General features: G+C 69.5%; 8 protein-coding genes. 2 read left to right on the top strand and 6 right to left on the bottom strand.

The window, feature by feature from the left end; genetic code table 11:
• The coding region (locus tag B3E43_RS10230; RefSeq protein WP_292029093.1) for a cation:proton antiporter at nucleotides 1-1,671 on the top strand (1,671 nt) is incomplete at its 5' end.
• A 50-nt stretch (nucleotides 1,672-1,721) separates the two neighbouring features.
• Nucleotides 1,722-2,735: a tRNA dihydrouridine(20/20a) synthase DusA gene (dusA, locus tag B3E43_RS10225; protein WP_292029086.1), complete on the top strand. Its 1,014-nt coding sequence runs from the start codon at nucleotides 1,722-1,724 to the stop codon at nucleotides 2,733-2,735.
• Nucleotides 2,736-2,737: 2 nt separating this feature from the next.
• Here the strand turns inward: dusA and B3E43_RS10220 are convergent, their stop codons facing one another.
• The 6 genes from B3E43_RS10220 to B3E43_RS10195 all read right to left on the bottom strand — a co-directional run bounded on the left by B3E43_RS10220 (nucleotide 2,738) and on the right by B3E43_RS10195 (nucleotide 6,132).
• Nucleotides 2,738-3,364 (bottom strand): DUF4126 domain-containing protein, encoded by a 627-nt coding sequence (locus B3E43_RS10220; protein WP_292029083.1) that lies wholly within the window; start codon nucleotides 3,362-3,364, stop codon nucleotides 2,738-2,740.
• A 74-nt stretch (nucleotides 3,365-3,438) separates the two neighbouring features.
• Nucleotides 3,439-3,726 (bottom strand): GNAT family N-acetyltransferase, encoded by a 288-nt coding sequence (locus B3E43_RS10215; protein ID WP_292029081.1) that lies wholly within the window; start codon nucleotides 3,724-3,726, stop codon nucleotides 3,439-3,441.
• 107 nt (nucleotides 3,727-3,833) lie between these two features.
• On the bottom strand, nucleotides 3,834-4,253 hold the full coding sequence (locus B3E43_RS10210) for a hypothetical protein (protein ID WP_292029079.1): 420 nt from the start codon (nucleotides 4,251-4,253) through the stop codon (nucleotides 3,834-3,836).
• Nucleotides 4,254-4,265: 12 nt separating this feature from the next.
• Nucleotides 4,266-4,892, bottom strand: coding sequence for a hypothetical protein (locus B3E43_RS10205; protein ID WP_292029077.1), 627 nt, complete (start codon nucleotides 4,890-4,892; stop codon nucleotides 4,266-4,268).
• A gap of 70 nt (nucleotides 4,893-4,962) precedes the next feature.
• Nucleotides 4,963-5,355 (bottom strand): dihydroneopterin aldolase, encoded by a 393-nt coding sequence (gene folB / locus B3E43_RS10200; RefSeq protein WP_292029076.1) that lies wholly within the window; start codon nucleotides 5,353-5,355, stop codon nucleotides 4,963-4,965.
• A 3-nt stretch (nucleotides 5,356-5,358) separates the two neighbouring features.
• Entirely contained in the window at nucleotides 5,359-6,132 is a 774-nt protein-coding gene (locus tag B3E43_RS10195) for an SDR family oxidoreductase (RefSeq protein WP_292029074.1), read from the bottom strand.
• Nucleotides 6,133-6,195: the final 63 nt, after the last annotated feature.

Below are 6,195 nucleotides of genomic sequence, written 5' to 3'. Positions count from 1 at the left end.
CTGGGCGTGGTGATGTTCCTGTTCATCATCGGCCTGGAGATGCGCCCATCCCGATTGTGGAGCCTGCGCAAGGACATCTTCGGCCTCGGCGCCGCCCAGGTGGCGCTCGCCGGCCTGCTGCTCACCCTGACCGGCATGGCCGGGGGGCTTTCGATCCCCGTCGCCTTCGTCCTCGCCATGGGCTTCGTGCTCAGCTCCACCGCGGTGATCATGCAGATGCTGGACGAGCGCGGCGAACTGGCCGCGCCCCAGGGGCAACGCGCCGTCTCCATCCTGCTGCTCGAGGATCTCGCCATCGTGCCGCTGCTGGCCGTGGTGGCGATCATGGCTTCGGTCATGGGGCTGGCGGGCGAGGCGGCGCCACCGCTGTGGCGCACCCTCGGCCTCGCCATCGGCGCGGTGGCCATCGTCTTCTTCGCCGGCAAATATCTGATCAATCCGGTCTTCCGCGTCCTGGCCCGCTACGGCGGCCGCGAGGTGATGACCGCCGCCGCCCTGCTGGTGGTCGTCGGCGCCGCCTGGCTGATGGACATGGGCGGCCTGTCCATGGCCATGGGCGCCTTCCTCGCCGGAGTGCTGCTGTCGGAGTCCACCTTCCGGCACCAGCTCGAGGCGGACGTCGAACCCTTCCGCGCCATCCTGCTGGGCCTGTTCTTCCTCAGCGTCGGCATGTCGCTGGACGTCGCGGTGGTGCTGGCCGACTGGCGCATCGTCGTTGGCGGGGTGGTCGCCTTCATGGCCGTCAAGGCCGTGGCCATCTATGGCGTGGCTCGGCTCTTCAGGGCCGGCGAGCGCGAGGCGGTCGAGCGCGCCGTCCTGTTCGCCCAGGGCGGCGAGTTCGCGTTTGTCCTCTACGCCGCGGCCCTGACCGCGGGGGTCTTTGACGCCCGTATCTCGGCGGCGGCCACGGCCATCGTCATCCTGTCCATGGTGCTGACGCCCCTGACCAGTCTGCTGGTCGGCCGGCTGATGCCTCCGCCAAACCTTGATCCCGAGGGCGCCGACGGCGTCGACAAGGCGAAGAACCTGCGTGAGCGGGTGCTGATCATCGGCTTCGGCCGTTTCGCCCAGGTCGTGTCCCAGCCCCTGCTGGCGCGCGATGTCGACGTCTCGATCATCGATCACGACGTGGAGATGATCCAGGCCGCCGGCAATTTCGGCTTCAAGGTCTATTACGGCGACGGCGCTCGCCTCGACGTGCTGCGCGCTTCCGGCGCCGCCAATGCCGAGACGATCCTCGTCTGCGTCGACAAGCCTGAGATCGCCGACCGCATCGTGGAACTGGTCAAGGCGGAATTCCCCCTGACCAAACTGTTCGTCCGGGCCTACGACCGCGGCCATGCCATCCGCCTGGTCCAGGCCGGGGTCGAATACCAGCTGCGCGAGACCTTCGAGAGCGCCCTCGTCTTTGGCCATCAGGTGCTGATCGATCTCGGCTTCACCCATGAGCAGGCGCGCGAGACCATCGAGGACGTCCGCCGCCGGGACGAGGAGCGGCTTTCGCTTCAGATGGTCGAGGGGATCATGGCCGGCCGGTCATTGATGCGCGGCAATATCCGGACGACGAAGCCCGAGCCCTACATCAAGCCCCGCCGCGAGGGTCGGGCCCTCAACGAGGAGGCGGCCGAGGCGCTGGAGGACGACGGCGCGCCGCAGAAGACCGGGGCGTGACCCGGGCCGGTTGGCGTCAAGGCCGGGTTTCGGTGTAGAAGCCCCGCGCCATGAACCGCCGCCTCTCGATCGCGCCCATGATGGACTGGACCGACCGGCACTGCCGGGCGTTCCACCGCGCCCTGACGGCCGAGGCCCTGCTCTATACGGAGATGGTCACCGCCCCGGCCGTGCTCCACGGCGACCAGCAGCGGCTGCTGGGCTTTGACGCGGTTGAACATCCCGTGGCCCTGCAGCTGGGCGGCTCAGACCCGGCCCAGCTGGCGGAGGCCGCGCGGATCGGTCAGGCCTACGGCTATGACGAGATCAATCTGAACGTCGGCTGCCCCTCGGACCGGGTCCAGTCCGGCCGCTTCGGCGCCTGTCTGATGCGCGAGCCCGACCTGGTCGCCGACTGTATGGCCGCGATCAGGGAAGCGGTCGCCGTCCCCGCCACCGTCAAATGCCGTATCGGCGTCGACGATCAGGATCCCCAGGTGTCCCTGTTCGCCACCGTGGACGCCTGCGCCGCCGTCGGCATCGAGGTGTTCATCGTCCACGCCCGGATGGCCTGGCTGAAGGGTCTGTCGCCCAAGGAGAATCGCGACGTGCCGCCGCTCGACTATGCGCTGGTGCGTCGGCTGAAGCGCGAGCGGCCGCATCTGTCGATCTCGATCAATGGCGGCATCACATCGCTGGATGCGGCCGAGGCGCATCTGGATGACAGCGACGGGGTCCAGCTGGACGGCGTCATGCTGGGCCGCGCCGCCTATCATGAGCCGGCTATTCTCGGTCAGGCCGACCGCCGCCTGTACGGGGCCGCGACGCCCGACGTGGACGCCTTCGCCGCCATCGACCGCTACCGCCCCTATCTGGCCGCGCGGCTGGAGGAGGGCGTTCATCTTCCGGCCATGACCCGGCATATGCTGGGCCTGATGCACGGCCGCCCCGGCGCCCGCGCTTTCCGCCGCATCCTGACGGTTGAGTCGATCCCGGCGGGCGCGGGTCTCGAGGTCGTCGATCGCGCCGTGGACGCGGTGCGTGAGGCCGAGGCGCGACTGGAGCTGCGCGGCGAGGCGGCCTGACGTCAGGCCGTTCGAAGCTCGCTCCGCTCGCGGATCCGCCGCGCCAGCCGGAACACCACGATCGCCAGTATGATCAGCACGATGGGGATCAGGATCGGGGCCAGGAAGGCGACGATCACGGTCAGAAAGGCCAGCACGTCCTCGACCAGCGACACCAGTGGATTGCCCAGGCCTCCGGTGGTCGCCGTCGATCCCACCCTCACCCCCGTCTGCGCCGCATTGAAGGCCAGGGCCGCCGGCGCGCCGACGATCAGGCCCGCGATAGCCGCCGTCGACGGATCGACGTTCCAGAACACGCTGCCTGCCGCAATGGCACCTGCCACGGGCCGGGTGACATAGCCGATCGCGTTCAGCCCGTGATCGATCGCCGGCACCTTGTCGCCGGCGAACTCGGCCACGGTCGCCGTGGCCAGGGCCGCGATGGCCGGCCATGAGACCAGCCAGTCCATCTGGTCGATCAGGCGCACGCCGAACATCTCGAACTTCGCCGCCAGCGCCAGCATCAGCAACGGCAGGAAGGTCCGCAGCCCCGTCGCCGATGCGAGGCCCAGCCCCAGCAGGGCCGGCAAGACCCATGTCTGCATCGGCCCCGCCGCCGCGCCGAGGGAGGAAAGGTCGAGATCGGGCATGGTTCGGCTCCGCGTCGTTCCTCACACAATGCGCGGGAAGGCCCGTCCGCTCCATCGGCAAATGTGGCGGGCGATCACACCTTGATGTCGTCGAACTCCGGATGCCGCTTCAGCCAGGCGACGGCGTAGCCGCATCGCGGCGCCAGCTTCAGGCCTTCGGCCCGGGCGTGCTCGGCCAAAGCCTGCATGAACCGCCCCGAGGCGCCCGTGCCGCGCAGGGCCGGATCGGCCTCGACGTGCAGGATCACCCGCGTCGCGCCCTGCACCGCATAGTCGGCGAAGACGGTGCGGAGCTGGCCCTCGGCATCGGCGAATCCCTGTTCGAACCGTTGGTCGGCGCGTACGTCGCGAAAGTCGGTCATGGGGGCCTCGGCGGTGTCAGGAAGCGGACACCCAGCCAACACGGCAATCGGCGAACGCGTTCCCCGAAAACCCGCGAAAGTTGGGTTTCATCAGGCTCCGCCGGTCCTCAGGGAGCCTTGTCGCCCAGCAGTCTGAAAAGCCCGATGATGCTCTTGATCGTGAACCAGACCGTCAGGAACAGCAGCCCCAGTCCCAGCAGCAGGGCCAGGGGTATCAGGACGATGCCCATGTCAGGCATGGCGAAGAACGCCACCAGGCAGATCGCAATGCCGGTCCACAGCAGGATGGTCCACCAGAACACCGACCAGAACAGGCCTATCTGGGCGTCGATATGGGCCCGCGACACGCCATCCGATCCGCTGCGCCCGGCATAGGCCACGATCAGGCCGACGATCACCAGCAGGTTCGCGCTGGGCAGGGACAGGATGTACAGGCCCCAGGCGATCAGCGCCGCCGGACGGCCTTCGGATTCATGGCCGGTGGCGAAGCGCGGCTCCCGGGGGGTGTCGGGCAAGTCGTCGGCCATGGCGTCTCTCCGTCAGATCCACCAGCCCCGAGGATCGGCGATCTCGCGGCCGGACTTCAGGGTCCAAACGCCCGAAGCGCCGCGAAGCACCATCCAGATGGCGAGGGCGAACAGGATCGGGACGCCGAGCGCAAAGGGCGCGGCCAGCAGGATCACCCCGGTCACAGCCGCCACCGCCGCCGCCCACAGGGTGCGGCGCTGATAGATGAAGTGCGAGGCCGACAGGTCGTCCTCCGGTCCCGCCCGGCCGGTGACGGCGAACAGACCGATCGCCGCCGACACGCCGACCGTCGGGACGGCAAACAGGATCAGGGCATAGACGGCGTACAGACCCAGCCCGCCGCCGGGGACGGCGTTGCCCGCGTCGCGTCGGCGTCGACGGGTCGAGAACTCGCGCGTCTGTGCAAACACCGCCCCGGCCTCGACCGGCGCGGACTCGGGCGGAAGGGGCTCATCCTCGAACAGCTCTTCCTCGGGTTCGGGGTCCGGCTCCGGCTCGGGCAGCGGCTCGGGTTCCGGCTCCGGCTCAGCCATACGCAAACGGCCTTCCAGCGACGCCGGCGAGGCGAAGCCGATCAGGTCGTCGTCGTGGTCGTCCCCAAGGTCGTCCTTGTGGGGGGGATCGCCGGGTTCGGCCATCGGATATCCTTCAGTCCGGTCCAAGTAATGACCGCGCCTCGCGTCCGGCGCAACCGCCGACGGGCGCCTGTCAGCGCGCCAGCACGACCTCGCAGCCGGCGGCCGCGGCGGCGTCCAGCGCGCCCGGCTTTTCGATCCGCACCGTGCAGCGCCGCACCCGCGCGTCGTCCAGACAGGCTGTGGCCAGCCGTTCGGCGAAGGTCTCGACCAGTCCGACATGGCCATCAGCCACGATCGCCCGGGCCGCCGCGGCCACGGTCTCATAGTTGATGGTGTCGGCCAGCCGCTCGACCGGCGCCGGCGCCAGCTCCAGCGTCACATCGATGACCAGCGGCTGCAGTCGGCCCTGTTCATGGTCATGCACGCCGATGCCCGCCTCGACCCGCAGGCCGCGCACGAACACGGTCAGGCCCTCGCGATGAGGACCGTCGGCAGCGGGGAAGGGCAGGGGCGAAACGGTCAAGGCCTACTCCACAATATCCGGCGTCTGCCAGGCGAGATGCTGGCCCCCGTCGACGGCGATCATCTGACCCGTCACCTGCCCCGCGTCCACCAGCCAGCGCACGGCGTCGGCCACGGCCTCGGGACTGCCGGCGCGTTGCAGCGGGGTGGCTCGCGCCTCGGCCTCGAACTCGCCCGCCGCCTGATGCACCGAGGGCAGGGTCGGTCCGGGTCCGACGCCGTTGACGCGGATGTGTGGCGCGAGGGCCTGGGCCATGGTCCGGGTGGCGACCCACAGGGCCGATTTTGACAGGCCGTAGGAGAAGAAGCGCGGATCGGGCTTCAGCACCCGCTGGTCGAGAATATTGACGATAGCCGAGCCGTCGGGCGCCTGGGCCGCGAACACCTGGGCCAGCAACACGGGCGCCCGCAGATTGACGTCCATATGCGCCGACCAGCTCTCGCCGGTGAGGCTCTCCAGCCGGTCGTCGGTGAACACCGAGGCGTTGTTGACCAGCACCGTCAGCGGGCCGAGCGCCTCGGCGGCACGACCGATCAGGGCGTGGGTCGCGACCACGTCGGCGAGATCGGCCGACAGGCAGACGGCGCGCCGGCCCATGGCCTTGATCTCATCCGCGACGCGCGCGGCCTCGTCGCCCGAATCGCGATGATGGATGGCCAGATCGAAACCGGCGGCGGCCAGCTCAAGGCAGATCGCCCGGCCGATGCGCTTCGCCCCGCCGGTGACGAGGGCGGCGCCGCGCCCCCCTTCACGCCCAGGGGCGGAGACGTCAGTCAACCCGGCCGAACTCGACGAAATTGATCAGGGCGAGAACGGCGACGAAGCCGAGGATGATGTAGA

The sequence above is a fragment of the Brevundimonas sp. UBA2416 genome (genome assembly GCF_002343105.1).
Taxonomy (GTDB): domain Bacteria; phylum Pseudomonadota; class Alphaproteobacteria; order Caulobacterales; family Caulobacteraceae; genus Brevundimonas.
This window is presented reverse-complemented; position numbering and strand designations above follow the sequence as displayed.